Annotated in this window: 25 protein-coding genes and 1 tRNA gene; 15 read left to right on the top strand and 11 right to left on the bottom strand. The window is 66.8% G+C overall.

All coding sequences use genetic code 11. The annotated features are described in order from the left end of the window. Positions 1-119: 119 nt before the first annotated feature. From ACWH43_RS01980 to ACWH43_RS01995, 4 genes are read right to left on the bottom strand one after another with little or no spacing between them, the layout of a single operon-like run. Positions 120-1,013 (bottom strand): alpha/beta fold hydrolase, encoded by an 894-nt coding sequence (locus ACWH43_RS01980; protein ID WP_158443953.1) that lies wholly within the window; start codon positions 1,011-1,013, stop codon positions 120-122. Next, the gene (locus ACWH43_RS01985) at positions 1,010-2,230 is read right to left on the bottom strand and encodes an acyl-CoA dehydrogenase family protein (RefSeq protein ID WP_260349363.1); all 1,221 of its coding nucleotides are present in this window, start codon (positions 2,228-2,230) and stop codon (positions 1,010-1,012) included. Before ACWH43_RS01985 ends, ACWH43_RS01980 begins: the two co-directional genes overlap by 4 nt. Positions 2,231-2,269: 39 nt before the next feature. Further along, the gene (locus tag ACWH43_RS01990) at positions 2,270-2,791 is read right to left on the bottom strand and encodes an FAS1-like dehydratase domain-containing protein (RefSeq protein WP_158443955.1); all 522 of its coding nucleotides are present in this window, start codon (positions 2,789-2,791) and stop codon (positions 2,270-2,272) included. After that, complete coding sequence (locus ACWH43_RS01995; protein ID WP_158448185.1) at positions 2,788-4,023, bottom strand: CaiB/BaiF CoA transferase family protein; 1,236 nt, start codon at positions 4,021-4,023, stop codon at positions 2,788-2,790. Before ACWH43_RS01995 ends, ACWH43_RS01990 begins: the two co-directional genes overlap by 4 nt. 159 nt (positions 4,024-4,182) lie before the next feature. Here ACWH43_RS01995 and ACWH43_RS02000 point away from each other — a divergent pair, with 159 nt between their 5' ends. Both ACWH43_RS02000 and ACWH43_RS02005 read left to right on the top strand, forming a co-directional pair. Continuing rightward, entirely contained in the window at positions 4,183-5,004 is an 822-nt protein-coding gene (locus tag ACWH43_RS02000) for an IclR family transcriptional regulator (RefSeq protein ID WP_158443957.1), read from the top strand. Next, positions 5,001-5,918: an IclR family transcriptional regulator gene (locus tag ACWH43_RS02005; protein WP_158443958.1), complete on the top strand. Its 918-nt coding sequence runs from the start codon at positions 5,001-5,003 to the stop codon at positions 5,916-5,918. The genes ACWH43_RS02000 and ACWH43_RS02005 overlap by 4 nt, the downstream gene beginning before the upstream one ends. A 25-nt stretch (positions 5,919-5,943) precedes the next feature. On the opposite strand, the gene ACWH43_RS02010 is transcribed toward ACWH43_RS02005, so the two are convergent. After that, entirely contained in the window at positions 5,944-6,831 is an 888-nt protein-coding gene (locus tag ACWH43_RS02010) for an MBL fold metallo-hydrolase (RefSeq protein ID WP_158443959.1), read from the bottom strand. A 22-nt stretch (positions 6,832-6,853) separates the two neighbouring features. After that, a complete protein-coding gene (locus ACWH43_RS02015; protein ID WP_260349345.1) occupies positions 6,854-8,044 on the bottom strand; it encodes an NADH:flavin oxidoreductase/NADH oxidase in 1,191 nt (396 codons plus the stop codon). 139 nt (positions 8,045-8,183) lie between these two features. Between ACWH43_RS02015 and ACWH43_RS02020 the strand changes: the two genes are divergently transcribed. The 9 genes from ACWH43_RS02020 to ACWH43_RS02060 all read left to right on the top strand — a co-directional run bounded on the left by ACWH43_RS02020 (position 8,184) and on the right by ACWH43_RS02060 (position 17,966). Then, positions 8,184-9,140, top strand: coding sequence for a hydroxymethylglutaryl-CoA lyase (locus ACWH43_RS02020; RefSeq protein ID WP_158443960.1), 957 nt, complete (start codon positions 8,184-8,186; stop codon positions 9,138-9,140). 13 nt (positions 9,141-9,153) lie between these two features. Then, a complete protein-coding gene (locus ACWH43_RS02025) occupies positions 9,154-10,359 on the top strand; it encodes an acyl-CoA dehydrogenase family protein (protein ID WP_158443961.1) in 1,206 nt (401 codons plus the stop codon). A gap of 399 nt (positions 10,360-10,758) precedes the next feature. Then, a complete protein-coding gene (locus tag ACWH43_RS02030; RefSeq protein ID WP_260349346.1) occupies positions 10,759-11,694 on the top strand; it encodes a branched-chain amino acid ABC transporter permease in 936 nt (311 codons plus the stop codon). A 3-nt stretch (positions 11,695-11,697) separates the two neighbouring features. Beyond that, on the top strand, positions 11,698-13,503 hold the full coding sequence (locus ACWH43_RS02035) for a branched-chain amino acid ABC transporter ATP-binding protein/permease (protein WP_260349347.1): 1,806 nt from the start codon (positions 11,698-11,700) through the stop codon (positions 13,501-13,503). Then, positions 13,481-14,188: an ABC transporter ATP-binding protein gene (locus tag ACWH43_RS02040; protein ID WP_158443963.1), complete on the top strand. Its 708-nt coding sequence runs from the start codon at positions 13,481-13,483 to the stop codon at positions 14,186-14,188. The genes ACWH43_RS02035 and ACWH43_RS02040 overlap by 23 nt, the downstream gene beginning before the upstream one ends. A gap of 39 nt (positions 14,189-14,227) precedes the next feature. Next, complete coding sequence (locus ACWH43_RS02045) at positions 14,228-15,460, top strand: ABC transporter substrate-binding protein (protein WP_158443964.1); 1,233 nt, start codon at positions 14,228-14,230, stop codon at positions 15,458-15,460. Positions 15,461-15,575: 115 nt separating this feature from the next. After that, on the top strand, positions 15,576-16,670 hold the full coding sequence (locus tag ACWH43_RS02050; RefSeq protein ID WP_260349348.1) for an amidohydrolase family protein: 1,095 nt from the start codon (positions 15,576-15,578) through the stop codon (positions 16,668-16,670). Positions 16,671-16,702: 32 nt separating this feature from the next. After that, entirely contained in the window at positions 16,703-17,647 is a 945-nt protein-coding gene (locus ACWH43_RS02055) for an SMP-30/gluconolactonase/LRE family protein (protein ID WP_158443965.1), read from the top strand. A 242-nt stretch (positions 17,648-17,889) separates the two neighbouring features. Continuing rightward, a tRNA-Arg gene (locus tag ACWH43_RS02060) sits at positions 17,890-17,966 on the top strand. Between the two features lie 94 nt (positions 17,967-18,060). Here the strand turns inward: ACWH43_RS02060 and ACWH43_RS02065 are convergent. From ACWH43_RS02065 to ACWH43_RS02085, 5 genes are all read right to left on the bottom strand, one after another. After that, a complete protein-coding gene (locus ACWH43_RS02065; protein ID WP_260349349.1) occupies positions 18,061-18,282 on the bottom strand; it encodes a hypothetical protein in 222 nt (73 codons plus the stop codon). Beyond that, a complete protein-coding gene (locus ACWH43_RS02070) occupies positions 18,279-18,563 on the bottom strand; it encodes a hypothetical protein (protein WP_260349350.1) in 285 nt (94 codons plus the stop codon). The genes ACWH43_RS02065 and ACWH43_RS02070 overlap by 4 nt, the downstream gene beginning before the upstream one ends. Further along, on the bottom strand, positions 18,560-19,108 hold the full coding sequence (locus ACWH43_RS02075) for a hypothetical protein (RefSeq protein WP_260349351.1): 549 nt from the start codon (positions 19,106-19,108) through the stop codon (positions 18,560-18,562). Before ACWH43_RS02075 ends, ACWH43_RS02070 begins: the two co-directional genes overlap by 4 nt. Continuing rightward, entirely contained in the window at positions 19,056-19,448 is a 393-nt protein-coding gene (locus ACWH43_RS02080; protein ID WP_260349352.1) for a hypothetical protein, read from the bottom strand. Before ACWH43_RS02080 ends, ACWH43_RS02075 begins: the two co-directional genes overlap by 53 nt. Positions 19,449-19,719: 271 nt before the next feature. After that, positions 19,720-20,019 carry a hypothetical protein gene (locus ACWH43_RS02085; protein ID WP_260349353.1) on the bottom strand — a complete coding sequence of 100 codons (300 nt, stop codon included), beginning with the start codon at positions 20,017-20,019 and terminating at the stop codon, positions 19,720-19,722. Between the two features lie 51 nt (positions 20,020-20,070). Here ACWH43_RS02085 and ACWH43_RS02090 point away from each other — a divergent pair, with 51 nt between their 5' ends. From ACWH43_RS02090 to ACWH43_RS02105, 4 genes are all read left to right on the top strand, one after another. Beyond that, positions 20,071-20,631, top strand: a complete 561-nt coding sequence (locus ACWH43_RS02090) for a metallophosphoesterase (protein ID WP_260349354.1) — start codon at positions 20,071-20,073, stop codon at positions 20,629-20,631. A 196-nt stretch (positions 20,632-20,827) separates the two neighbouring features. After that, positions 20,828-21,709, top strand: coding sequence for a sigma-70 family RNA polymerase sigma factor (locus ACWH43_RS02095; protein WP_260349355.1), 882 nt, complete (start codon positions 20,828-20,830; stop codon positions 21,707-21,709). 50 nt (positions 21,710-21,759) lie between these two features. Next, on the top strand, positions 21,760-22,836 hold the full coding sequence (locus ACWH43_RS02100) for a FecR family protein (RefSeq protein ID WP_158443968.1): 1,077 nt from the start codon (positions 21,760-21,762) through the stop codon (positions 22,834-22,836). Next, complete coding sequence (locus ACWH43_RS02105) at positions 22,781-25,447, top strand: TonB-dependent siderophore receptor (RefSeq protein ID WP_260349356.1); 2,667 nt, start codon at positions 22,781-22,783, stop codon at positions 25,445-25,447. Before ACWH43_RS02100 ends, ACWH43_RS02105 begins: the two co-directional genes overlap by 56 nt. The last annotated feature ends 115 nt before the right edge of the window (positions 25,448-25,562 follow it).

Consider the following 25,562-nt stretch of genomic DNA (forward strand, 5'->3'; position numbering starts at 1 on the left):
GCAATGCTTCTGCAATCACCCTGGCGCCTCCCATTATTCGCATTGCGAATTATTCATTCGTTATTGGTCACGATCCCATGCTCGGCCCGGATCGTCAAGATCGAATCACCGTGAATTCGTCAGCACGGGCCGAGAACCGCGCGCAGGATTGCCGCGAAGGCGTTCGGCGCCTCATAGGCGACCCAGTGCCCGGCGGCGGGAATGGTATGGAAGGCCATCTCCGGCCGGATCGCGCGCAGCGTGCGCTCGACCTCGCCCAGCAAGCCGCGCACGGCATGGTCCTGCTCGCCCCAGATGCCGGTGACGGGAATGCCGAGCTTGCGCAATTCGTCGGGCAGGAGCGAGCCGCGGCCGATCGGCCGGCTGTCGAAGCGGGCGTGGCGGCTGTTCCAGTCCTGGATGGCGAGGGCCTGCGCGTCGATCCGGGCCGGATCGGCGATCATCCAGCGCAGCAGATTGGTCCGGTTGGCGGCATCGCGTTCCGCCCCGTTCTTGTCGCGGACCCTTTCCAGGGCGATCTTGTGGATGGGAACGCCGAGCCCGCCGGAGCCAACCAGCGTCAGCGAACGGGCGTGCGCTCCGGCCTGCCCGGCGAGGAAACCGGCAAGCACGCCACCATAAGAGAAGCCGGCGATATCGAAGCGCTCTCGCTGGTCCTTGTCCTGGACACCATGGCCGAGAACCTGCTCGAGACCTTCGAGAATGACGCCGGCAATCGCCGCAGGGGTGGAGTCCGGCGGGGCGGCCGAGCTTCCGAGGCCGGGGATGTCCGGCGCGATCACCATCCGGTCCGCCGCGAAGGCGGGGATCGTGCGCAGCCAATGGAGCCAGCTTCCGGCGCCGCCGTGCAGCAGCACGAGCGGCGTGCCGCCTTCGCCCCAGCAGCGCCAGACCATCTCGCCTGCGCCGCAGGACGTCCGGAACCGGCGCGCGGCGGCGTCGAGGGCGGCCCAGGGCACCGGGTCGTCCGGGGCCGCATTACGCGGGCGGTCGGTCTGCACGCTGCTGCTCATGCCAGCAGCTTGCGGGCGATCAGCACGCGCTGGATTTCGCTGGTGCCGCCGCCGATCTGGGCATGGCGCAGCACGCGGTAGAACAGCGTCAGCGGCAGCTCGAGCGACTCGCCCATGGCGCCATGGATCTGGATGGCGTGGTCGAGGCAGCGCGCGCCCCACTCGGTCGAGGTCATCTTGATCAGCGCCGCCTCGGCGCGGACATCCTCGCCGGCATCGGCGCGGGCGGCCATCTCGTAGGTCATCGAGCGCAGCGCCTGGATGTCGACAAACATGTCGACCAGCTTCCACTGGATGGCCTGGCGTTCGGCGATCGGCTTGCCGAAGGTCCTGCGCTGCTTGGCCCATTCGGTCGACATGTCCAGCGCGCGCTGCATCTTGCCGAGCGCATAGGGCCCGCGCATCAGCCGGTCATGGATCGTCAGCCATTGCTGGCCGAGCACGAAGCCCTTGCCGACCTCGCCGAGCACGTCGGAATCGGGCACGCGGCAATTGTCGAAATGGATGATGTGCTGCGAGGCGCGCGGGCCGAGCCAGGTGGCGATGCCCGGGACTTCGACCTTCATGCCGGGGTTGTCGCGTCTCACCAGGAACATGGTGATGCCGCCGCGCTGGCGCTTCTCGGAATCGGTGACGGCCTGGACCATGACCAGCTCGCAGTCCCCGGCGTTGGAGATCCACATCTTGGTGCCGTTGAGCAGCCAGCCATCGCCGTCGCGGGTCGCGCGCGTCGTCATCATGCCGCCGGGGTCGGAGCCGGCGCCGGGCTCGGTCTGGGCGAAGGCGGTGGTCCATTCGCCGCTGACGACCGGCTTCAGGAAGCGCTCGATCTGGTCGCCGCGGCACTCGTAGAGGATGTTGGGCACGCTGGCATAGGGGAAGGGCACGGGCGAGTAGTTGAACTCCTCCTCCAGCACCACCTGCGCCAGCAGCGAAAGCCCGGGCCCGCCGAACGCCTCGGGCACCAGCACGTTGAACAGGCCGCTGTCGCGCGCGACGCCTTCGAGCCGGTCGGCGGTCTTCTTGTCGAAGACCGAGCGGATATTGACCGTCGGCGGCAGGCCATAGGCGTGGTTGGGGCTCGCCAGGAATTCGCGCTCCAGCGGCATCAGCTCCTCGCGCACGATGCGGCGCGCGAGATCGCGATATTCACGCACCGAGGGCGGAAGCTGGAAGGCGCCGATCTCGTCCTCGGCGCGCGAATGGGCGGAGTGCATGTTCACGGGGTCGCTCCCTGAATGAAGGCGTTCGGCGGCTCAGCGCCGGATCGCGGTCTTGCGCACGCGCAGCAGCAGATCGCCGTCGGCGGCGCGGTATTCGGTTTCGGTGACCACGAGGAGCATCGGCCCGCTCTTCGACACGCGTTCGTAGATGTCGGCGTAATGCGAGCGCTGGATCACCGTCTCGCCATGGCGGGCGTAGCGGAAGAACTCGACCTCGGAACCGGCGTTGAGCATGGCGAGCCCCGGCAAGGGCAGTTCCGGCAGCCCGTCGCCGGCTCCCAGCGACAGCCCGTCGAAATCGGGATCCCGGGCGTGCTCGGTCAGAGGATCGGGCTCGCCGAAGGGGCGACGGAACATGAAGGATGGATAGAGTGGCGGTGCCACCGGTCCGCGATGGCGCGCATTGCCGGCGCCGGGCGCATAGTCCGGGTCGTCGTCCATGATCGCCTGGGCATAGCGGCGGACCGCGCCGGGCTCGACGCCGTCGCAGGCGGTGATCGCTTCGCTTCTCAGCCCGATATAGCCTCGGATCTCATCGGTCAGCAGGGTGCTCATCGCGTTTCTCCTCGGGGTCGGGAGGGCCGGCGCAGGCTGCGCAGGCCGATCGCGCCACGTTCCGCCAGCGCGGCGACCTTGGTCTCGTCGTATCCGAGCTCGCGCAGGACCTCGGCGGTGTGCTCGCCCAGATGCGGCGGGTGGCGCCTGATCTCGCCCGGCGTCTGCGAGAATTTCAGCGGCAAGCCCGCGACCTTGATGCGGCCGAGCTCGGGCACGTCGATCTCGACGATCATGTCGCGCGCCCGCACCTGCTCGTCCTCGACGATCTGGTCGATGCGATTGACGAGGGTGCAGGGCACGCCGGCGGCCTCGAGCCGCGCGATCCAATGGCGGGCCGGCTGCGTGCCGAGATGGTCGCCGATCAGGCCGACCAGCAGCTCGCGGTTGTCGCCGCGGTCGCTGGCGCGGGCGAAGCGCGGGTCGCGCTCCCAGTCCTGGCGTCCGACGGCCTCGCAGAAGCCCGTCCACATCCGGTCGTTGAAGGCCGCGATCACGAGCCAGTCGTCGGTGGCCTTGAAGGCCTGGTAGGGCACGGAGAGCGGAGCGCCGCTGCCGCTCGGCTGCGGGATCCGCCCGCTCGCGAAATAGCGGGTCAGGTGATAGGACAGCATCGCGATCTGCCCTTCCAGCAGGGAGGTGTCGACGCGCTGGCCGCGTCCCGTGCGATGCCGCGCCTCCAGCGCCATCAGGACGCCGGTGGTGCCGAGGAAGCCGGCGCCGAGATCGGCCACGGACAGCCCCATCTTCATCGGCCCGCCGCCGATCTCGCCGGTGATGCTCATGCCGCCGCTGAAGGCCTGCATGAACAGGTCGTTGGCTGGATCCCCGCGCCGCGGCCCGCTGGCGCCGAAGCCGCTGATCGAGCAGTAGATCAGGCGCGGGTTGCGGGCCGACAGGGTCTCGTAGTCCAGCCCCGCCCGGGCCAGGGCGCCGAAGCGGTAATTGTCGATCACGACATCGGCCCGGTCGATCAGCCCGAGCGCGATCGCGACGCCTTCCGGCGATTTCAGGTCGAGCGCGACGCTGCGCTTGTTGCGATTGGCCGAAGCGTAATAATGCGACATCTCGCCGTCGAAATGCGGGGGCCATTCGCGGCTGTCGTCGCCCTTGCCGACACGCTCGATCTTGGTGACCTCGGCGCCGTAATCGGCCAGCATCATCCCGCAGAATGGCCCCGCCATCGCGACGCTGATCTCCACGACCTTGATGTGATCAAGGGGCCCCGCCATGCCCTGGCACTCCTCCGTAGTTTTTGTTCCGGCCGAAGAGGCTGGCGGCTCAGGCCCGCTTCTTGACGGTATTTATTCGCTATGCGAGTAGATCACTCGCTAATTTCGACCGTATTGATTTTTGCGCTGCTTGTAAATGGCGGATAGGACTGCGAATCGATGCGAAGCCCGGACCTTCCCAAACAAGCGCGGCGTACGAAGTCGGCACAGCATGGCGCTGTGCCGGACCGGCAATTCGTCGCGGCTTTGGCGCGCGGCCTCGAGATTCTCGGCTGTTTCAGCGAGGCTCGCCCGAGCCTGACCGTGACCGAGATCGCCCATCTGCTCGGCATTCCCCAGCCCAGCGTCTGGCGGCTGTGCCACACGCTGATCAAGCTCGGCTATCTGACGGCCGATGCCGGCGACCGGCTGCGCCCGGCGCTGGCGGTGCTGCGGCTCGGCTACATGGTGCTGTCGGACCTGACGACCGCCGAGCTGGCCAAGCCCTATCTCCAGGACCTCGCCGACCGCTATTTCGCCGCTTCCGGCATCGCCGTCTGCGAAGACAGGGGCATGCGGCTCCTGATGCGCTGCGAGGGCGGTTCCGAACTGGTGCTGAACCTGCAGACCGGATCGCGGGTCTCGCTGGCAACCTCCTCCCTCGGCTGGGGTTATCTGGCGGATCTGTCGCCCGAGGAGCGCGAGGCGGCGCTGGGCGACAGCGACGTCGCCCGCCGAAGCTGGAAAGCCGCCGAGCCGGCCTTCCTCGAAGCCTGCGAGGGCTACCGGCAGCATGGCTTCATCATCAATGCCGGCGTCTTCCATCCCGGCTACAACACGGCCGCCGTCCCGGTGCGGGATGGCGACGGGCGTACCGCCTTCGTGATCAATTGCGGCGGCGAGGCCTCGCTGCTGCCGATGTCGGTGCTCGAAGGCGAGGTCGGACCGCGTCTCAAAGACCTCGCCCGCATGCTGGAAGGCGTGGCGGAGCGCAAGCCATGACGGACTCTGTGAAACCGCCGCGGAAGCGCCCCGCAAAGGCAGGGGCTGCCAACGGCACGAGGGCGGCCAGGGCGGCAGCGAGCGTGCCGGAGCGCCGCGAGTCGCTGCTCGACGACGAGGCCCATCAGAACGATCGCCAGTTCGTCACGGCCCTGGCGCGCGGGCTGGAGATCCTGAGCTGCTTCGGCCCGCGCAAGGCCGAGATCGGCGGCACGCAGCTCGCGGCGATGACCGGGCTGCCGCAGCCGACCGTCTGGCGGCTGTGCCATACGCTTTCCAAGATGGGCTATCTGATCCCGGCCGAGGGCGACAAGCTGCGTCCCGGCATTCCGGTGCTGAAGCTCGGGCGCGCGGCGCTGGCCTGCGTGCCGCTGGCGGAGAAGGCGCGGGCGCGCATGCAGGCGCTCGCCGACAGCACGGGGTCCGCGAGCGGCCTCGCCGCACGCGATGGCGGCCGGATCGTCTTCGTCCAGCAATGCCTGAGCGAGGCGCAGCTCGTCATGAACCTGCGCGTCGGGACGCGGCTGTCACTGATCACCTCGGCGGCCGGCTGGGGGCTGCTCGCCGGCTTCCCCGAGGCGGAGCGCGAGAAGCTGATCGCGACCCACGCCTTGCCGGACCCGCGCTGGCCCCAGGTGGAGCCGGCTTTTCGCGAGGCGATGCAGGATTTCGCCGCACGCGGCTACATCCTCAATATCGGCGTGTTCCACAAGAGCTACAATACGGCGGCCGTGCCGATCTACGGGCGGGACGGCCTGCCGGCCTATGCGCTGACCTGTGCCGGCTCGTCGGCGACCCACAGCCCCGCCTTCCTGCGCAAGGTGATCGTGCCGGAGCTGATGAAGCTGGCCGGCGAGCTGCAGGCCGATCTGCGCGCGTTCGAGGCGGCGGCCTCGCCGCCCCGTCGGGGCTGAGCCACCCGAAACCGAGCGCGCCGCTTCAGATCTCGTAGCTCCAGGGTTCCGGCAGCAGCCGGTACTGGCCGTCGACCTCCGCCATCCGGGCGAAGCCCGGGAAATGCACATGCATTCCGGCGACCAGAAGCCCGTCGCGCACCACCGTCTCGAAGATCATCCGGCGCGAGGCGGCCGCCATCGGCGGCTCGGTGTCGTAGAGCATGGTGATCTCGGGGCGCGGCACCTGGATTTCCGGAATGTGCACGGTATCGCCCCAGATCATCAGGTCGGGCCCGCCCTGGCCGCTGGCGATGCGATAGGACGCATGGCCGGGGGTGTGGCCGGGGCAGAGGATGCCGGTGATGCCGGGCAGGACCTCCTCGCCGTCGCGGAAGGTGCGAAGGCGGCCCTTATAGGGGGCGAGGCGGAAACGCGCCGCGGCGAAGTAGCGGGTCTTCGACCGCTCGGTCGCGACCGCCATCGCGGCATCGTCGAACCAATGCGACAGCTCGGTTTCGTGGACGATTACCTCGGCCCGGGGGAAGAGGGCTTCGCCCTCGTCACTGGTCAGCCCATTCGAATGGTCCGGATGGACATGGGTGAGCAGGATGGCGTCGACGTCTTCCGGTGCGATTCCGGCGACCTCGAGCGTTTCCGGCAGCCGGCCGCAGCTCGGCCCCATGGTGGTGCCGGAGCCGGCATCGAAGAGATAGGTTCTTCCGTGCCCGCGCAGCGCGAACATGTTGACCGAGGTGCGGATCGCGGGCGTGCCCTGCGCGGCCACCATCAGGCGGTCGACCTCCTCCTGGCTGAGGGACGGGATCGCGCCGGGGGGCGAGTCGACATAGCCGTCGCTGACGGTGGAAACCAGCCAGTCGCCGAAGCGGCGATGGTGGACGGCAGGCACCTGCCGGGCGGGAAGTCTCGACATCTGCATCTCTCTCTCGAAGCGGTCAGCGGGACGGGCGGCGCTCGCCGGGGGCATCGATGCCGGCGCGCCAGGTCGAGGGCTGGACGGCGACGCGCGCGCGCGCCCGCTTCTCCAGCCAGTAGCCATAGGCCGAGGGGATTTGGTCGAAGCCCGGCTTCACGCCGAGCTTCTGGGCGGCGTCGATCGGCCAGTTCGGGTTGTGCAGCATCTCGCGGCCGATCGCGACGAGGTCGGCCCGGCCGTCGCGCAGGATCGCCTCGGCCTGATCGGCATGGACGATGTGACCGACCGCCATGGTCATCACATCTGCCTCGCGGCGGATGCGTTCGGCATGCGGAACCTGATAGCCATAGCCGTAGCCGGTCGCGCCGGACGTCCCCGCGACATGGTTCATGTCGGCGAGCCCGCCCGAGCTGCAATCGACGACGTCGACGCCGACGGCCTTGAGGCGCTTGGCCAGTTCGACGCTGTGCTCGATCTCCCAGCCGGCGCTGTCGATGGCGGAAATCCGCATGAAGAGCGGCTTGTGCTCCGGCCAGCAGCGCCGGGTCTCGGTCGCCACCTCGACGGCGAAGCGCATCCGGTTCTCCAGCGAGCCGCCATATTCGTCCTCCCGCCGGTTGGCCGCGGGCGAGAGGAACTGGTGGATCAGGTAGCCATGGGCGGCGTGGATCTCGACGACCTCGAAGCCGGCTTTGTCGGCGCGGACCGCCGCCTTGCCCCAGGCCTGGACCAGTTCGCGGATGCCCTCGCGCGTCAGCGCGCTCGGCACGGGATGGTCGGGCTCGTGCGGCACGGCGCTGGGAGCGACCAGTTCCCAGGGGCCGCCGCCGGGTAGGTCCGGAACGATGTCCAGCGGGCCGCGCCCCTCCCAGGGGCGGGCATGGCGGGATTTGCGCCCGGAATGGCTGAGCTGGATGCCGGGGACCGCGCCGAACTGCTTGATGAAGGCGGTGATGCGCCGCATCGGCGCGATGAAGCGGTCGTCCCAGAGGCCGGGGTCGGCCGGGGTGGTGCAGCCGCGCGGGTCGACCTTGGTCGATTCCATGAAGACGAGGCCGGTGCCACCGGCGGCATATTTGCCGAGATGGACCAGATGCCAGTCGCTCAGATTCCCGTCGACGCAGGAATAGGTCAGCATCGGCGACAGCACGATGCGGTTCTTGAGCCGGATGCCCCGCAGCTCGATCGGGGTGAACAGCAAGCTATCCACGGCGCTTCCTCGTCATTGTCGTTTTCGCGAATAGACACGCTTCGGGGATGGATTTCAATAAGCGAATAGGTTATTTGCATTGCGAGAATTGGCCCGCGACGAGGCCTCCCCGGGACGAACGCGCGCAAGAGGATCAGGCATGTTCGATCTGCCCAAGCAGGTGAAGATGGTGGAGGTCGGGCCGCGTGACGGGCTGCAGATCGAGCCGAAGATTCTCTCGACGGAACAGAAGCTTCGCATGGTCGATGCGCTGGCCGGGGCAGGGCTCGGCGAGATCGAGGTCGGCTCCTTCGTCAATCCCAAGGCGGTGCCGCAAATGGCCGATACGGCCGAGGTCTTCGCGCAGCTCGGCAAGCGGCCCGGCGTGCGCTACACGGCGCTCTGGCTCAATCCGAAGGGGCTCGAGCGGGCGCTCGAAAGCGGCCGGGTCGACATCGACGGCAAGCTGACGCTGACCGCCAGCGAAACCTTCGTGAAGCGCAACACCAACCGCAGCATCGACGAGACCTTCGCCGAGATGCCGGACTGGATCGCGCGCTACCGGCAGGCCGGCATCGCGACCGACGGGCTCGGCGTGATGGCCGCCTTCGGCTGCAATTTCGAGGGCTATATCCCGGAGGAGAAGGTCGTCGGGCTGGTCGCGCGCGCCATGCAGCTCATGGCCGACAACGACAGCACGCTGAGCAAGCTGCTGCTCGCCGACACGATGGGCTGGGGCACGCCGCGCCAGATCAAGAGCCTGGTCGGCAAGATCCGCGACAAATGGCCGGAGCTCGACATCAGCCTGCATCTGCACGACACACGCGGCTGCGCCGTGGCCAATGCGGTGGCGGCGATGGAGCTCGGCGTCGCGACCTTCGATTCCTCGGTCGGTGGCCTCGGCGGCTGTCCTTTCGCCGGCCACAAGGGCGCGGCCGGCAATGTCTGCACCGAGGATCTGGTCTTCGCCTGCGGCGAGATGGGCATCGAGACCGGCATCGACCTCGACGCGCTGGTCGAGGCGGCCAAGCTGGCGGAAGATCTCGTCGGCCATCCCTTGCCCGGCAAGGTGATGAAGGGCGGAACCCTGACGCGGTTCAAGATGCCCCGCGCCTGACGGAGAACGAGCGATGACCAGCCATCACCCTTCCACATCCTTCGATGGCGACGTGGTCGTCGCGCTGGGGGAAGACTATCCGGAGCTGCGCGAGTCGGTGCGGCGGATCTGCGCCGGCTTTCCCGGAGAATACTGGCGCGACCTCGACAACCGCAGCGGCTACCCGACGGAATTCGTCAAGGCGCTGACGGAGGCGGGCTATCTCGGCGCGCTCATCCCCGAGGAATATGGCGGCTCCGGCCTGCCCCTGCGGGCCGCGGCCGTGATCCTCGAGGAGATCAACGCCAGCGGCTGCACGGCGAGCCCGGCGCATGCGCAGATGTACATCATGGGCACGCTGCTGCGGCATGGCAGCGAGGAGCAGAAGCGGCGCTACCTCCCGGGGATCGCCTCCGGCGAATTGCGGCTCCAGGCCTTCGGCGTGACGGAGCCGACCACGGGTTCCGACACGACGCAGCTCAAGACGCGGGCCGAGCGGCAGGGCAACGGCCACTACATCGTCAACGGCCAGAAGGTCTGGACTTCGCGCGCTCTCCATTCCGACCTGATGCTGCTGCTGGCGCGCACCACGCCGCTCGACCAGGTGAAGAAGCGAACCGACGGACTCTCGGTCTTCCTGGTCGATCTGCGCGAGGCGAAGGGCAAGGGCATCGATATCCGCCCGATCAAGGCGCTGATCAATCACAACACCACCGAGGTCTTCATCGAGAACCTCGTGGTGCCGGCGGAGAACCTGATCGGCGAGGAGGGGCAGGGCTTCCGCTACATCCTCGACGGGATGAACGCCGAGCGCATCCTGGTGGCCTCCGAATGCGTGGGCGACGGACGCTGGCTGCTGAAGAAGGGCGTGGCCTATGCCAATGAGCGGGTCGTGTTCGGCCGCCCGATCGGGCAGAATCAGGGGATTCAGTTCCCGCTGGCGCGCGCCTATGCTGAGCTGGAAGCGGCGGACATGATGTGCCGGCGGGCGGCGGCGCTGTTCGCGGCGGGCCGCCCCTGCGGGGAGGACGCCAACATCGCCAAGCTGCTCGCCTCGGAGGCGACCTGGAAGGCGGCCGACACCGCCCTCCAGACCCATGGCGGCTTCGGTTTCGCCCAGGAATACGACATCGAGCGCAAATGGCGCGAGGTCCGCATCTACCAGACCGCGCCGATCTCGACCAACATGGTCCTGGCCTATGTCGCCCAGCATGTCCTGGGCCTGCCGCGATCGTACTGAAAAGCGGTGGGGTGAGCGGGCGGACGGTTGCCGGCCCCCGATGGCCGGAACGAAACCGCAGCCGGCGCAACGCTCGTTTGGGCCGGCTCTGTCGGTGCTATGCGCTGCTGCCGTATGGCAGCTTTGCGCAGCGAGCATGCCCCCGCGCCGCGTAAGTCCTTAGGCTGTTTCATCGATCCCGTGCGGCGGGCGCGGGATGTCTGGCGCCGGACGGCGTTCGCTGCCTGTTTCCTGGATGGATCGGCCCCGGCCGGCGGTCGGCACGCAGCCTCGCGAGAAATACGAGGCCGAGGCTGTCGGTTTCCTGGTCGGGGAGGCATGCCATTGACAGCGCCGAGCATGCAAATATAATGCATTATATAAATTGTCCGCGACAGACGGCACCTAGAGGAACAGCCCTTGGAATTCGGAATCTTCCTCGAAGATGCCGCGCAAGCCCTTGCGACCGGCATCTTGGTCGGAGGGGCCTACGCGCTGATGTGCGTCGGCCTCGGCATCATCTTCGGCTCCATGCGCGTCATCAACTTCGCCCAGGGCGATTTCATGATGCTCGGCATGTACGCCACCTATTATCTGGCGACATCGGCGCTGGTCGGCGTCTTCGGCCTCTATGCCGGGCCGGCCGTCGCGGCGCTGCTGTCGGGGCCGATCCTGTTCGCCTTCGGCTGGCTGCTTCACAAGACGATGATCAGCCGGGTCACCGGCGCGCGTGTCGCCGATATGGATGGCGGCGGTGGCTACGCGCAGCTCATCCTGACGCTCGGCATCGGGCTCGTGCTGCAGAATGGCGGCCTGATCCTGTTCGGCTCGACGCCGATCGCGGTGCTGACGCCGCTGTCGCGCCAGTCCTGGGAGGTGGGAACGGTCCTGCTCAACCAGGCCAGGGTCGTCGCCTTCGTCGCGGCGATCGGGATTGCGGCGCTGGTCAACCTCTTCCTCACCTATTCGCGGATCGGCAGGGGGCTCCGGGCCGCGGCCGACAATCCCGTCGCCGCAACCTATATGGGGGTCGACGTCACCAAGGCGCACCGCATCGCCTTCTCGCTCGGCGTCGCGGTGACGGCGGTGGCGGGCGGGCTCCTCGCCAGCTCGCAATCGTTCCAGCCCTATATCGGCATCGACTTCGTCATCGTGATGTATGCCGGCGTCGTGCTCGGTGGCCTGGGCAGCATCATGGGCGCTTTCTGGGGCGGGCTGACCATCGGCCTCGTCCAGCAGCTTTCGACCCTGTTCCTGCCCTACCAACTGCAGAACACGACGATCTTCCTCGTCTTCCTGCTGATCATCTTCTTCTGGCCGCAGGGTATGTTCGGCCGCGTCAGCGAGAGAACCTGACCGATGGCCTCGCTCTCGTCCTATCGCCGCCAGCAATGGCTCATCGTCGCCGTCGCGCTCGTCTATCTCACGGTCGCGCTGCTCGTCCCGAGCTCCTATTACCAGCTCATCATCGCGCAGGTCGTGCTCTGGGCGACGCTCGGCGCGGCCTGGAACATCCTCTCCGGCTATAGCGGCCTCGTCTCCTTCGGGCATGCCGTCTTCTGGGGGCTCGGCGCCTATACCGTCGCGCTGGGCATGGTGTTCTTCAACATCTCGCCCTGGCTCGGTATCCCGCTCGGCGTCGTCGTCGGCGTCACCGCTGCCGCCATCATCGGGCGCATCACCTTCCGGCTGACCGGGCATTATTTCGCCCTGGCGATGCTCGCCTATCCGCTGTCGATCCTCTACCTGTTCGAGTGGATGGGCTTCCAGGAGGTCTCGCTGCCGATCAAGCGCGAGAACCCCGTCGCCTACATGCAGTTCCAGGACCCGCGGGTCTATTGCGTGCTGGCGCTCGTGCTGCTGACGGCCTGCCTGTTCACGGCGCTGCGGGTGGAGCATTCGCGCTTCGGCATGTCGCTGCTCGCCATCAAGCAGAACGAGCGGGCGGCCGAGGCTTCCGGCATCAACACGCTGAAGTGGAAGATGCTCGCGATCATGCTGAGCGGCGGCTTCGCGGCCGCGGCCGGCGGGCTCTATGCGGTGCTGCTGCTGATCGTAACGCCGCCTTCCGTGTTCGGCGTGGCCGTCTCGTCGCTGGCGCTGATCGTGACCCTCTTCGGCGGCATCGGCTCGATCTGGGGGCCCGTGATCGGAGCCTCGATCCTGATCCCGCTGGCGGAGGTGCTGCACGGCGAGTTCGGCGACAAGGTGCCGGGCATCCAGGGCGTCGTCTATGGCCTCGCCATCATCGTGACGATCCTGTTCGCGCAGCAGGGCGTCTACTGGCGCGTGCGCGACTATCTGCGCGGCAGACGCGGCGGGGAGCTTACGGAAACGGCCCCTGCACCGGAGGCCGAGCCGGCTGCTCCGGTGATCACGCTTCCGGTCGGCAAGGCCGGGGGCAAGGCGTCGGAAAACGCCGAGCCGATGTTGCAGCTCTCCGGGGTCAGCCGACGCTTCGGCGGCCTGCTTGCCCTGAACGAGGTCGCCCTGAACGTCCAGCGTGGCACCATCCATGGCGTCATCGGCCCGAATGGGGCCGGCAAGACGACCCTGTTCAACACGATCAACGGCTTTCTCGCTCCCAGTGCCGGCTCGATCCGCTTCGAGGGGCGCGAGGTCGTCGGCTTGAGGCCGGATCAGCTCTGCAAGCTCGGTATCGGCCGCACCTTCCAGATCGTGCGCCCCTTCGCCCGGATGAGCGTGCTGCAGAACATCGTCGTCGGCTCCTATGTGAACACGACGAGCGATGCGGAGGCCGAGCAGAGGGCGTGGGAGGCGATCCACCGCGTCGGGCTGACGAAGGAGGCGCATGTCGCCGCCGGCAACCTGACCACCAAGCAGTTGCGGCTGATGGAGCTCGCCCGCGCGCTCGCCCCGCGCCCGAAGCTGCTGCTGCTCGACGAAACCCTGGCCGGGCTCGCCGAAGCCGAGCTCGACGGCATCCTGAGCGTGGTGCGCCAGCTCTGCGACCAGGGCGTCACCATCGTCATCATCGAACACACCATGCAGGCGATGGCACGCCTGGCACATCATTTCACGGTTCTCGACCATGGCAGCGTCATCGCCGACGGCGCGCCGCAGCAGGTCCTCAACGACCCGCGCGTGATCGAGGCCTATCTCGGAAAACGTTGGGTGGAACGTGCTGCGCATACGGGAACTTAGCGTCCATTACGGGGGACTCTGCGCGCTCGACAAGGTGTCGATCGACGTCGAGGCCGGGCAATTCGTCGCGATCGTCGGCCCGAACGGTGCCGGCAAGACGACCCTGTTCAAGGCGATCTCCGGCACGGTCGGGCCCAGCGGCGGCACGATCGAGTACAAGGGGCGCGATCTGCTCGCCGTGCCGCCGCATCAGCGGCCGGCGCTCGGCATCGCCCATGTGCCGGAGCATCGGCAGGTGTTTCCGTCGATGACGGTGCTGGAGAACCTCCAGATGGGCGCCTATGCGCCGGCCGCCGCGGCGCAGTGGAAGCGCAGCCTGGAGCTGATCTACGAGCTGTTCCCGATCCTGGCGGAGCGCGGCACGCAGCTCGCCGGCACCTTGTCCGGCGGCCAGCAGCAGATGGTCGCCATCGGCCGAGGCCTCGCCAATGTGCCGGAACTGCTGATGCTGGACGAGCCCTCCATGGGCCTCGCCCCCGCCGTCGTCGACATGATCTTCGACCGCATCCAGCAGATTCACAAGGAGCGCGAGCTGACGATCCTGCTGGTCGAGCAGAGAGCGGCGGAAGCGCTGGAGAGCTGCGATCTCGGCTACGTCCTCGAGACCGGCCGCGTCGCGATGGTGGGCGACAACCAGCAACTGCTCAACGACAAGCGGCTGCAACAATCCTATCTCGGCCTCTGAGGCGCAGGGAGGAATCAACGATATGACGGGAGGAAGCAGATGAAGTTGCACACGGTATTGCTGGCCGGGGCGGCGCTCGCCACCGGCCTGATCCTCTCCCGAGCGGAACCTGCCTGGGCCCAGCAGAAGGACGTGAAGGCGGCGCTGATCGCACCGCTGTCCGGTCCCTGGGCGCGGCAGGGCGAGCTCGTCCGTTCCGGCGCGGAAACGGCGATCGAGGAGATCAACGAGAAGGGCGGCATCAAGGCGCTCGGCGGCGCGAAGATGCAGCTCGTCATCGCCGATGCCGGCGACACCACCGAGAAGGCCAAGAACGCGGCGCAACGCCTGCTCTCGCAGGAGCCCGAGCTGATCGGCGGCGCCGGCGCCTGGCTGAGCTCCTTCACCATGGCGATCACCGAGGTGACCGAACGGGCGCAGCTTCCCTGGCTGACCCTGTCCTATTCCGACCAGCTCACCGATCGCGGCTTCCATTACATCTTCCAGCTCTCGCCGACCGCCAGCCGCCAGTCGGAGCTGACGCTGCCGACGGTTGTGGACTTCGCCGAGAAGGCGACCGGCAAGCGGCCGAAGACGGTTGGCATGATCAGCGACAACACGGCCGGCGCCGCCAGCTTCGCGAAATGGGTGCGCGAGGGCGGAGCCGAGAAGAACGGCCTCAAGCTCGTCGTGGACGAGGTGTTCACGCCGCCGCTGGCGGATGCGACGGCGCTGATCCAGCGCGTGCGCTCGACCCGTCCGGACTTCCTGCTCGTCATTCCCTCGAACGTGCCGGACAACAAGCTGCTCTTCGAGAAGATGAACGAATTCCGCCTCGGCAAGGGCGTCGTGCCCGTCGTCGGTAACAGCGGCTCGCTGGGCGCGCCCGAACTGCTCAAGACCGTCGGCAAGGACCTGCTCGAAGGGCTGATCGTCAGCGTCGGCACCTGGAGCATGAAGGGCCAGGAGGAGATCGTCGCCCGCTACAAGAAGCGCACCAACGAGCCCTGGATGACCCAGGACAGCCTGATGGGCTACGCCGAGATGTGGATCCTCAAGGAGGCGGTCGAGCGCGCCGGCACGGCCGACCGCGTCAAGGTCGCGGAGGAGATCCGCAAGATGGATCTGAAGGACGGTCCCGCCGCGCTCTCCCTGCCGGGCGGCATCAAGTTCGACGAGAAGGGCCGCCGGGTCGACGCCCCGCTGGTGCTGATCCAGTGGCAGGACGGCGAGCCGAAGAGCATCGCGCCGGCAGACCGGGCCAACACCAAGGCGAATTGGCCGAAGAAATAGGCTGCCCGAAAACCGCTCTCCGGCGGAGACTCCCCTCGCTTCCGCTCCGGCGCGAAGGGAACCCGCCGGCTCTCCCGTTCGATCCCTGCCTCAGCCGCTGGAAAGAGCCCGTCCCGTGTCCGATTACGTCTATGTTCCGCAGAACGCCCCGCTCTTCAGGGGCAACTTCCCGCGCGTGCTGACCGACAACGACGCCTGGCTCGGCGACAGCGGCGGCAAGGAGGCGGTGGTCGATCCCGATCTGCCGATCATTGATGCGCATCACCATCTCTGGGACAATGCCAATGGCCGCTATCTGCTGCACGAGATCGCGGCCGATATCGAGGCGGGCGGCCATCGCGTCCTCGGCACGGTGCATGTTCAGGCCAGTTCGATGCTGCGCGCGAAGGGCCCCGCAGAGCTGCGCGTCCTCGGCGAGACCGAGTTCCTGCGCGGCGTCGCGGCGATGTCGGCCAGCGGCGGCTACGGCCCGGCACAGGTCTGTGCGGGCATCGTCGGCGAGACAGATTTCCGGTTGGGCGACGCCACGGGTGCCGTGCTCGACGCCCATATCGAGGCGGGCGGCGGCCGCTTCCGGGGCATCCGCCAGAACACCACCTGGCTCGCCGAGGAGGAGCTGTCGCGGTATCTGCCGCATGCCCATGACCGAGGGATTCTCGAAGACCCGGCTTTCCGGCGCGGCTTCGCGCAACTGGCGCCGCGGGATCTGAGCTTCGACGCCTGGGTCTTCCATACGCAGCTCGACGAGCTCATCCGGCTGGCCGGGGCATTCCCGGATACGCGGATCGTTATGAACCATGTCGGCGGCCGTCTCGGCATCGGCAGCTACGCCTTCCGCTACGAGGAGGAGCGCGCGCGTTGGGAAGCGTCGCTGCGGGAGCTGGCGAAGCATCCGAACGTCCATCTCAAGATCGGCGGGCTTGGCATGGTCTATGGCGGCTTCGGCTTCCACGCCTTGCCCGGCCCACTCGATTCGGAAACCCTCGCCCGGGTCTGGAAGCCCTTCATCATGACCGGCATCGACGCCTTCGGCCCCGAACGCTGCATCATGGAAAGCAACTTCCCCGTCGACCGGCAGACCTGCAGCTATCGCGTGCTCTGGAACGCGCTGAAGACAGCGGTCGCCGATTTCTCCGGCGAGGAGCGCCTGGCGATGTTCTATCGCAACGCCCGCAGCTTCTACCGGCTCGACGAGCTCCCCGCGCTCTGAGCGGGGAGGCGGCTTGGAAGAGGACCCGACGGATGAGCGAGCAACGTCTCCTGGCCAGCGGCCTGCAGTTTCCGGAAGGGCCGATCGCCTGTTCCGACGGTTCCGTGCTGATCGTCGAGATCGAGCGCAGGACCGTCACCCGGGTCCATGCCGACGGGCGTATCGAGATCGTTGCCGAGCTCGAAGGCGGGCCGAACGGTCTGGCGTTAGGGCCGGATGGAGCCCTCTACATCTGCAACAATGGCGGTTTCCTGTTCCAGAAGCTCTCCGGCTTCAACCGGACCAAGCCCGGCGTGCCGGACGGCTATATCGGCGGCTGGATCGAGCGGCTCGACCTCGCGACCGGCGAGCGGCGCGTGCTTTACACCCATTGCGACGAGACCGCGCTGGTCGGGCCCAACGACCTCGTCTTCGACACCCATGGCGGCTTCTACTTCACCGATATGGGCAAGACCTATCCGCGGATGCGGATCAATGGCGGGCTCTACTACGCCATGGCCGACGGCTCGCGTATCGTCGAGATCGCCTATCCGATGATCATGCCGAACGGCACCGGCCTGTCGCCCGACGGGACGGTGCTCTATGCGGCCGAGACGGAAACGGGCCGCCTCTGGGCCTTCGACCTCGAGGCGCCGGGCGTGGTCCGTCCTGCGCCCTTTCCGTCGCCGCATGGCGGGCGCATCCTCTGCACCCTGCCGGGCTATCAGCGTTTCGACAGCCTGGCCGTCTCGGCCAACGGAAATATCTGCGTCGCCACGCTGGTCTCCGGCTGCATCTCCGTGGTGAGCCCGCAAGGGCAACTGCTCCGGCAGGTCCCGACCGGCGACCTCTTCACCACGAACATCTGCTTCGGCGGCCCCGACCTCAAGACCGCCTACATCACGCTTTCCGGTACGGGGCGACTCATCGCGATGCCCTGGCCGGAGCCGGGACTGAAGCTCGCCGGCAGCGAAGGGGGAGGCCGGGAAGTCGCCTAGTATCGACATCGTGGGGGTGGAAGTGGGCGCGTCGCGCGCGGGGCGCCTCCGTTTGTTGGCGGGGCAGAGCCGCCGCGGGCCTTGGTTCATCTCGATGGGTGCCCGATCGGGACTCCGTCGCAGCAGCAGCTCGAAAGGCCCTGGCTTTTCCTCTCGCTGGCGGCAGATGCCGAGGGTTTGCGCAACCTTTCCCCTTGACCCGGCATTCGCTTGCGTTAGACCTCCCTCGGAGCCTGCCTCCCGTCCCGGTAGCTCAGCCGGATAGAGCAACGGTTTCCTAAACCGTAGGTCAGGGGTTCGAATCCCTTCCGGGACGCCATTGAAATCATTCAGTTTTTGACAAAAAATGGCCCTCCGAGATTTCTCGCGAAGGGCCATTTGGACAGGATTTGGACAGGATTGTCGTCGGAGACTCAGGCGGCCGCTTTCCATTTCATGTGATTTCGCGCGTAGACGATCCAGAGCGCCAAGTTCATTGGCAATAGGCCCCAGGCAGCGCTGGAGACGATCCAGACTAGCCAGAGGGCCTGATTGGCGAGCCCGACCAGCCACGCCGACCGATGTTTGTTTCCGGCGAGGACGGTCATCCAGATCGTGATCGCGGACAGGAGCCATGGAAGGTAGTCGCGGATCAAAGCGCCGTCTCCGCGCTCGGCTTCCCCAGGTTCGCCCACCACGATTTCGGCATGTCGATGCAGGAACCGCGAATGGCCTCCTTTTTCGCCTCGGCGATCGTCGTTACGCTCTCGGGCGCCCAGCCGTCGTAGTTGTGACCTCCGGTCTTCAGCGACCAGACCTGGATGTAGAAGCGCGGAACCTCGTCCTCTTCGAGGTCGTCCTCGTCCAGCCAGATCGAGATCTCATAACCCTTGTGGGTGCCGTGGAAGCGCTTGCTGGTCTGCGAGATGATCCTCATGACGCCACCGCCTCCTCGGCCTTGTCCGGGTTGCCCGGCAGGCGGTAGGCCAGCCCGACACGCTCCAGGATGGCCCGGATCATGACCTCGGCGGTTTCCTGAGCCGCGTCGTTCTCCCCAGCTTCCTTGGACAACTCGGCGACCTCGATCAGAGCGGCCTCCACGGCGTCAGCCTTCGCCAACCGGTGGATCGCCTGCGCGACGAGCCCACGCCGTTCTCCCGAGGCATTCAGCCATATCCGACGCAGCATCTCCGCAAGGTCTACGTTGGAAGTCTCGGCATACGACTCGGCATCCTCGTCGCAAGTGCGATCGAGGTGCTTGCGCGCGTTCTCGCTCTGGCCGGGGAAGCGCTTGCGGAACTCCTCCCGCCGCTGGGTCTCGCGATCGCACCTGCGCAGGATCTCGAATTCGCGACCCGGGAAGCGCTGGGTGTCGATCGCCTGCCGGACCGTCAGGGCCGGCAGGTTGCTGTCGTTGATGTTCATGCCGTTATGGCTGCGATGGAATTTCCAGCCATAGGTCGTGCCGTAGCCCCGGTTCATGCCGTCCGTCTGGGCGTCGAGCCAGTCGAGGCGCGTCGTATCCTCTACGAGGCGGTTCCGGCTTCGGCTTAAGAGCCTCGATCGCCGGGTCTACGAAATCGTAGCGCGAGCAAATATTGAACTCCTCCTCGCCGATCTTGGTCCACGGGTCGGAGCGCGTGCCGTCGTCATTGAGATATCCGAGCGGCTCCTTGGTGCAGCGGACGGTCATCCCGTCCGGAGCATACTTATCGCAGCCGTTGGTATCGACGACGACATGAATGTCCGTGCCGTCGCGGGTGACCTCGTCGCCGGGCTGGAACCAACGCCTGCCGTGGTCGTCGAAATAGCGCCTGTCCATGCTGCCTCCTCAAGCAGGGGCAGCGTCGTCGGACCTCTGCCGACAACCCATGATACCGATTCGTTTTCTTTCTGCTCGGCTCGGCGTCCGATGCATGGCGCGGAGATCCGTCATGCGTTTGGGGAATCCGCTGCACCTCACGTGCGCACCACGTGCGCCTCTGGTCGGGTCATGTGTGGCTGAGATACTGGCTATTTCAGCTTCGCGAAATTTCCCGGATTTCAAACCACATGACAACTTGCACCCAAAACGACGGCCTGGGTGCGATTTGTCATGCCGCGCTGAGCTCCCGGCGCAGCGCCTCGATCGCCTGCCGCTCGTCAGGGGAGATCTCGTCGACGATCTCGACGTCGCTCCAGAGACAGTAGACGTATAGCTCGCGCTTGGTCGTGGCGCCGGTCATCGCGAGCGCCATCTCCTCGTCGATCTTGCCGGCCTGCCAATCGGTCAATGCGTCGTTGACCGAGAGCCTGGGTTTGCCCATCTCGCGGCGCAGGTCATCGCTGCTTTCGCGGACGAGGGCGGCGAAGCGGGGGGTCGCCATCGGGTCGTAGCCATCGTCGTCGTTCACGGGGCTGGTCCCTTGCTTGCCGCCGCTCAATGATGAATCCAGGAGGACGACATGGCAACCTGGTTCACGGCTGACACCCACTTCGGCCACGCGCGCATCATCGACATCTGCAAGCGCCCGTTCTCGTCAGTCGACGAGATGGACCGCTGCATGATCGCCAACTGGAACTCGGTCGTCGCGAAGTCGGACCAGGTCTACTTCCTCGGCGACTTCGCCTATCGCGCCGACCCGCGGTCGACGAGGAAGGTGTTCAATCAGCTTCACGGCCAGAAGTTTCTGATCGAGGGCAATCACGACAACGAGCATACTCGGCAACTGAAGTGGTCGGACATCTCGCAGATCCGCGAGACCTCGGTCGACGGCCAGCGCATCGTGATGTGCCACTACGCGCTCCGCAGCTGGGCTGGCCTCCACCATGGCGCCGTGCACCTCTACGGCCATTCGCATGGCAGCCTACCGGGCACCTACCACAGCGAGGACGTCGGCGTAGATGTCTACGGATTTACCCCCGTCAGCTGGCCGACGATTAAGGCCCGGCTGGACGCCCGGCCCCGGCCCGAGCAGCCGGCTGATATCGAAGAGACCGTGACACCCGGTGGGTTGACGGTCTGATAACCATGTGCGCGTAGGGTCACTCTATGGGTGTCCTACGCGATCTTTTTCCGCCTCTCAAAGACGACCTCAAGGTGCTTGGGCCCGAGGTCTTCGGCGCGGGCTGGAAATATCGGCTGCCCGCCTCGACGAGTGCGTCGAGCGCGTCGATGTCTACCTGTGGCACCTGGGCGACGAGCCGGCCGCCGGCCGCTGCGTGCTTCGCGCTCTCGATCGGATCACGAACGTAGCCCGCGCCTCGATCCGCGACGGCCTGCTGCGAACCGCTATCGAGACAGCTTCGGGCATGACTTACGAAGCAGTCCAGCGCCAGATCCGCCATAGCGCTCTCCATGTCCAGATGCGAGATCGTGCGGGGACGACGCAGTCGTCGATGTCGTCATGGATGGAAGGCTGGGCCGCGCATCAAGAGCGGCTCAAGGCCGGCGAGACCGAGAGGGTGCTCGTCGAGGACGATGACGAGATCACGCTCGTCGAGGCCGTCGCCGACGACCGGGACCGGGGTGCGTGGGCCTTCGCCAAGCCGACGCCGAGGACGCTGGTCGTCGTGCCCTCGCTTGACCACCTGCCCAAGCCGACGCTCTCGCAGCGCGACAGGAAGGACAGTCCGCGGTCGGAGTTCTTGAAGATCGAGAACGTCCCCCTTCCGCTGAAGCGGCTGGAGATCGACCCGATCGCGCTGATGCTCGACTTGAAGGCCCGTTACCCGTGGGCCGAAGACGCGATCGACGTGCTCGTCGGCTATCTGCGGCGCATCATCCGTAACCTCGCCATAGACTGGGTTCGTCGGTTGGCGAGGGAAGGCAAGCTCCTGGCGCCGGCGGGCATCGACGAGGCGATCGTCGAGGAGCGCCCGTCGCCGGAAGCGGCTCTGGCGCATCGCGACGAGTTGCGTATCGTGCTGGCGGCCATGGCGGAGCTGCCGGAGCGGACGCGCGCAGCTCTCGAGATGCACCGTTTCGACGGTCTCAAGCTCAAGGAGATCGCCTCTCGCTTGGGCGTCTCCGTCGCCCTCGCCCATGCGCTTGTCTATGAGGGGCTGGAGCATTGTCGCGAGCGGCTGTCGCGCGGAACGTGAATCCGGGCGCCACCTTGTCTGAAAAATTCTTCTTTCGATTCGTTCTATAAATGAGCGTCATCGCCAGCGGCGAATCGTTCGGTCGGTCGGCAATGGCGAGGCCTCCTGGGAGATATCCGATTAGAGCGGACGACGACAGCACACCCAAACGGGAAGCCCTTCAGTGGCTGATCGCGCGGCAGGAGGATGCCGATGATCCGGACGTCAAGGCTCGCTTCAGGGCGTGGCTGGCGCGCGATCCGAGGAATGCCGAAGCCTGGACGGAGGCACAACATCTGTGGGGCGTGCTGGGCGAAGCGCGCGCGCCGGCCGGCCGGCCGGTGGAAACGGCGCAGCCATCGCGCTCCCGCTTCCCGCAGGGCCGCACCGCCCGTTCGCCAGTCTCGGCACGGCGACGCTTGCGATCCGGGCGCCTCGTCGTGGCGGCGGCCGGCCTCGTCGCCGGCTGTTTGGCCGTGATGTTCCAGCCGGCGATCGATGTTTGGCTGCGCGCCGACTACAGCACCGGCATTGCCGAGATCCGGGAGATCCGCCTGGACGACGGCAGCATTGCGGTCCTCGGCGCCGGCAGCGCCCTCGATGTGGCCTATGAGCCAAAACGCCGCTATGTGCGGCTGCTCTCTGGCGAAGCCTATTTCGAGGTGAAACCGGACGCCACACGGCCTTTCCAGGTTGCCGCCGGCGAAGTCGATAGCACCGTGCTCGGCACTGCTTTCGACGTTCGCCTGGGATCGGACGCGGTTTCAGTCGCCGTCAATCACGGCCGCGTGGCGGTGGCCTCTCCGGTCGCCGCGGCGGCACTGGCGGCTCCCCTCGGCGCCGGAGACTGGGTCCGCGTCGCATCGGACGGCGCGGTCCAGCGTGGCAAGGATCTTCCGGAACTGGTCGGTGGCTGGCGCAGCGGGATGCTGGCTGTCAGGGATCGAGCGATCGCCGATGTCGTCGAGGAGATCGGGCGGCATTATCGCGGCAAGATTCTCCTCGCTGGCGGCGAAATCGCCAGTAAGCGCGTAACGGGCGTCTATGATCTGCGCCGGCCGGCCGATGCGCTCCAGGCGATCGCGCAGGCACATGGCGCGCGCCTGCACCGAGTCGGCCCGTGGCTGCTCGTCCTGTCCGGCTGGTGAGGCCGGTCGTTTCGCGAACATCGCTCTCCGGCCTTTTTCTGAAAAACGCTGCGACCGCTTCGTTCTTTCAGCGAGGGTTTGTTGCGGCGCTAACGCGCCGCCCTTCGCGCCCGGGAACGAAGAGGTCTTGCGAATGCACGCTCAGGGGTTGGGTTGGTTTGGCGGCAAGGCCCTTGCCGCACTGCTGCTGGCGGGTACGGCGCTCGCCACACTTGCCGGAATGGCGACCGCTGAGGCGCAGGCGCCATCGCGGCGGGCAGCGGGCGCAGGCAGGCCTTTCAGCATCGGCCCGCAATCGCTCCCGAACGCCCTGACGCTTTTTGGACAGCAATCGGGCTTGCAGGTTTCCGTCGACGCTGCGGCGGTCCGGGGCTTGAGCTCGCCCGGGGTCTCCGGGACGTTGACGGCTCAGGCAGCACTCGGTCGACTGCTCGCTGGAACGGGCCTCGGCTACCGCCTCACAGATGCGCGCACGGTGGTCATTGCCAAGCCCGGCAGCGCCGGCGCGGTCAACACGCCGGATGGGTCGATCGCGCTCGACATGATCGAGGTACAGGGAGAATCCGCCTGGGGACCCGTACAAGGCATCGTCGCCAGCCGTAGCGCCACCGGCTCCAAGACCGATGCTCCGTTGATCGAAGCGCCGCAGTCGATTTCGGTCGTCACTGCCGATCAGATCCGCGCTCAGGGCGCGACGACGGTCGGCGAGGCGCTGCGCTATACGCCCGGCATCGATTCCGAAGCCTATGGCAATGACGTCCGCTTTGGCCATTTCACCGTGCGGGGTTTCCAGGTCGACAAGTTCCAGTTCGTCGACGGCCTGAAATTCCCGGCCGGCGGCTATGCGATTGCCCGGATCGACCCTTTCGGGCTGGAGCGGGTCGAGGTGCTGCGCGGCCCGACCTCCGGGCTCTACGGGCAGAACGTTCCGGGCGGTATGATCAACCTCGTCAGCAAGCGTCCGAGCGCGACGCCGGTGCGCGAGGTCGAGATCGGCACCGGCCATCCCGGTCGCATCGCCGGCGCCTTCGATATCGGCGATGCGATCACCCCCGACAAGACCCTGCTCTACCGCATCATCGGCGCCGGCAGCTTCGCCGATACCATGATCGACAAGACCACCGACCAGCGCCTGTTCATCGCGCCGTCCTTCACCTATGCGCCGACGGCCGATACGACGCTGACCATCCTCTCGCATCTGCAGAAGGACAATGTCGACGGCTGGAGCGGCACCTTCCTGCCGATGGAAGGTACACTGCGCCCCAATCCGAACGGACGGTTCCCGCGCAGCACTTTCGTCGGCGAGCCTGGCTATGATCATTACCGGCGCGACCAATATGCGATCGGCTACGAGTTCGAGCATCGCTTCTCGCCGGATCTGATCTTCCGCTCGCGCACGCGTTATGCCGATCTCGAAGTCGATGCGCCGAACCTCTACCCGAGCGGCCTTGATCCGGTGGATTTGCGCACGCTCAACCGCTCGACGCTGCGCTTCCACGACCATGTCCGCAACCTGACGATGGACAACAACATCGAGGCGCGCTTCGCGCTCGGTCCCACCCGCCATACGCTGCTGGTCGGAGCCGACTATCAGTGGCTGCGGGACCGCGACAGGTTCTTCGGCGATACCGGCCCGACGCCGCCGATCGACATTTACAACCCCGTTCGCGGTGCCCTCCTGCCCTCGCTGGTGCCCTGGACCGACAACAGGATCACGCAGCGGCAGCTCGGCGTCTATGTCCAGGACCAGATCAAGCGCGACAACTGGTTGCTCACGCTGGGCGGCCGTCGCGACTGGGCCGAGGCCGAGACGGCCAGCATGCTGGCCCCTTCCGTGCCGGTGAAGACGACCGATACCGCTTATACCGGCCGCGTCGGCCTGTCCTATCTCTTTGCCAGCGGGCTTGCGCCTTATGTCAGTTACTCGACTTCCTTCGAGCCGGCCACCGGCGCGACCTTCGAAGGTAAGCCCTTCGAGCCGACGACAGGCGAGCAATACGAGGCCGGCATCAAGTTCCAGCTGCCCGGAAGCAAGATTTTCCTGAGCGCCGCCATCTACGAGCTGAAGCAGCAGAACGTCGTCACCGACGACACCCGGCCGAACGCACCGCTCTTCAGCCAGATCCAGGAGGGCGAGATTCGCGTGCGCGGCGTCGAGCTCGAAGCCAAGGCCTCGTTCCTCGACGGCTGGGACCTGATCGGCTCCTACACCTTCGCCGACGCGGTTACGACCCAGAGCAACACCACCGTGGGCGGCATTCCCGTCCAGGGCCGGGACGTCCCGAGCATCCCAAAGCATCAGGCCGCGCTCTGGGCGAAATACACCTTCGGCGGCGGCCCGCTCGCAGGGCTCGGGCTCGGCGCGGGCATCCGCTATCGCGGGAGTCTTTACGCTGACAACATCAACACCATCCGCGTGCCGGACGTCACGCTCGTCGATCTTGCGCTGAGCTATGATTTTGGCAAGCGCAACCCGGAGCTGAAGGGGCTGACGCTCAATGTCAACGCCAGCAATCTGTTCGACCGCACCTTCATCGCCAATTGCTCCTCCGGCGTCTGCTACTTTGGTGGCGCTCGCACGGTGACGGCGAGCCTCAACTACAAATGGTGACCGGCTGCCGGCCGCGGCACGGCGCAGGCGGATGGTCGCGCCGAGGATGCCTTGCTGCCGCGGCCGGCCTCGCTCTGGTCCGCCCCGGCCGGGCGGCCGCGCCGGCACGTCTCGC

This window comes from Allobosea minatitlanensis (assembly GCF_964020775.1).

Bases quoted from the DNA above. Each gene is read 5' to 3' on its own strand.
- ACWH43_RS02000 (WP_158443957.1), top strand. From the start codon at position 4,183: ATGCGAAGCCCGGACCTTCCCAAACAAGCGCGGCGTACGAAGTCGGCA.
- ACWH43_RS01980 (WP_158443953.1), bottom strand. From the start codon at position 1,013: ATGAGCAGCAGCGTGCAGACCGACCGCCCGCGTAATGCGGCCCCGGAC.
- ACWH43_RS01990 (WP_158443955.1), bottom strand. From the start codon at position 2,791: ATGAGCACCCTGCTGACCGATGAGATCCGAGGCTATATCGGGCTGAGA.
- ACWH43_RS02080 (WP_260349352.1), bottom strand. From the start codon at position 19,448: ATGGACAGGCGCTATTTCGACGACCACGGCAGGCGTTGGTTCCAGCCC.
- ACWH43_RS02045 (WP_158443964.1), top strand. From the start codon at position 14,228: ATGAAGTTGCACACGGTATTGCTGGCCGGGGCGGCGCTCGCCACCGGC.
- ACWH43_RS02035 (WP_260349347.1), top strand. From the start codon at position 11,698: ATGGCCTCGCTCTCGTCCTATCGCCGCCAGCAATGGCTCATCGTCGCC.
- ACWH43_RS02075 (WP_260349351.1), bottom strand. From the start codon at position 19,108: ATGAACCGGGGCTACGGCACGACCTATGGCTGGAAATTCCATCGCAGC.
- ACWH43_RS01985 (WP_260349363.1), bottom strand. From the start codon at position 2,230: ATGCACTCCGCCCATTCGCGCGCCGAGGACGAGATCGGCGCCTTCCAG.
- ACWH43_RS02070 (WP_260349350.1), bottom strand. From the start codon at position 18,563: ATGAGGATCATCTCGCAGACCAGCAAGCGCTTCCACGGCACCCACAAG.
- ACWH43_RS01995 (WP_158448185.1), bottom strand. From the start codon at position 4,023: ATGGCGGGGCCCCTTGATCACATCAAGGTCGTGGAGATCAGCGTCGCG.
- ACWH43_RS02005 (WP_158443958.1), top strand. From the start codon at position 5,001: ATGACGGACTCTGTGAAACCGCCGCGGAAGCGCCCCGCAAAGGCAGGG.
- ACWH43_RS02025 (WP_158443961.1), top strand. From the start codon at position 9,154: ATGACCAGCCATCACCCTTCCACATCCTTCGATGGCGACGTGGTCGTC.
- ACWH43_RS02090 (WP_260349354.1), top strand. From the start codon at position 20,071: ATGGCAACCTGGTTCACGGCTGACACCCACTTCGGCCACGCGCGCATC.
- ACWH43_RS02100 (WP_158443968.1), top strand. From the start codon at position 21,760: ATGAGCGTCATCGCCAGCGGCGAATCGTTCGGTCGGTCGGCAATGGCG.
- ACWH43_RS02010 (WP_158443959.1), bottom strand. From the start codon at position 6,831: ATGTCGAGACTTCCCGCCCGGCAGGTGCCTGCCGTCCACCATCGCCGC.
- ACWH43_RS02020 (WP_158443960.1), top strand. From the start codon at position 8,184: ATGTTCGATCTGCCCAAGCAGGTGAAGATGGTGGAGGTCGGGCCGCGT.
- ACWH43_RS02055 (WP_158443965.1), top strand. From the start codon at position 16,703: ATGAGCGAGCAACGTCTCCTGGCCAGCGGCCTGCAGTTTCCGGAAGGG.
- ACWH43_RS02105 (WP_260349356.1), top strand. From the start codon at position 22,781: ATGGCGCGCGCCTGCACCGAGTCGGCCCGTGGCTGCTCGTCCTGTCCG.